This window comes from Brevundimonas sp. 357 (genome assembly GCF_003938605.1).
Lineage (GTDB): Bacteria > Pseudomonadota > Alphaproteobacteria > Caulobacterales > Caulobacteraceae > Brevundimonas.
The window spans coordinates 1-1,012 of record NZ_RHWX01000032.1 but is presented as its reverse complement, the minus strand read 5'-3'; the positions used below and the strand labels follow the sequence as shown (position 1 = coordinate 1,012).

Sequence of the window (1,012 nt, the reverse complement as noted above, 5' to 3'; positions counted from 1 at the left end):
AGATCATGCCTAGCATTCACCTTCCGGCCGCCCGCTAGCGGACCCTGGTCAGGTTCCGCGAAGGTGGGCGCAGACATGCTGGGCTCGTCAGGATCAAACTGCACTATGAGGCGGCGGTTCATACCGCGCCAGGGGAGCGAATGGACAGCGAGGAGCCTCCGAACGTTCGGGTCGCCTGCTCGGGTGATATCGACGAGGTTGTGCGGCTGATGCACGACGCTGCGGCGTGGATGTCCGCCAAGGGAACGCCCGCCTGGGACGTCGCGCGGATCGACCGGACATTCGCGGAGACCTTCGTCCTGAGATCCGAGCTCCTAGTCGCGAGTTGCAGCGACGGCATCGTCGGCTGTTGCACCTTGTCGGCCGAGGATCCCGAGTTCTGGCCCGACGCCCTCAAGGGGGAGGCCGCATATCTGCACAAGCTCGCGGTGCGACGGACACATGCGGGCCGGGGTGTCAGCTCCGCGCTGATCGAGGCTTGCCGCCATGCCGCGCGAACGCAGGGGTGCGCCAAGCTGCGGCTCGACTGCCACCCGAACCTGCGTGGCCTATACGAGCGGCTCGGATTCACCCACGTCGACACTTTCAATCCCGGCTGGGATCCAACCTTCATCGCAGAACGCCTAGAACTCGAAATCTAACGTCCGTTCGGGCATCGAGGTCCATGTCGGGGTGGGACGGGCCCGTGGCTTCAAGATCACTTGCAGTCCGACCGCGATGTCTTGGTTGCGCGAGAGGTTGTCGATATCCTCCACTTCCATCATCAACCCTGGATAATGCCGCCGCCGTCATCGCCGCCGACGCCCGTGCCGGGCTTTTCGGGCCTGTCAGGCTTGCTCGGCCTTCAGCCTGCCTGGGCGAGATCTCCGGCGGACGGATTAACGGCGGAGCTTCGCCGCCTTTCGTGCGTGTGAAGGCCGAAGATAGTTCTCTCAGGCTCTGTTGCAAAAATCGTGAAGCTTGAGCATGCTTGGCGGAGATTGGACGGACGGAACGATGACGGATTTCAAGT

General features: G+C 63.2%; 1 protein-coding gene. It reads left to right on the top strand.

The features are described 5' to 3' along the window. The first annotated feature begins 140 nt into the window (after positions 1–140). Positions 141–641, top strand: a complete 501-nt coding sequence (locus EGK63_RS16205) for a GNAT family N-acetyltransferase (RefSeq protein WP_000376623.1) — start codon at positions 141–143, stop codon at positions 639–641. Positions 642–1,012: the final 371 nt, after the last annotated feature.

Excerpts from the sequence above, each read along its gene's own strand:
- EGK63_RS16205 (WP_000376623.1), top strand. The coding sequence starts at position 141 with ATGGACAGCGAGGAGCCTCCGAACGTTCGGGTCGCCTGCTCGGGTGAT.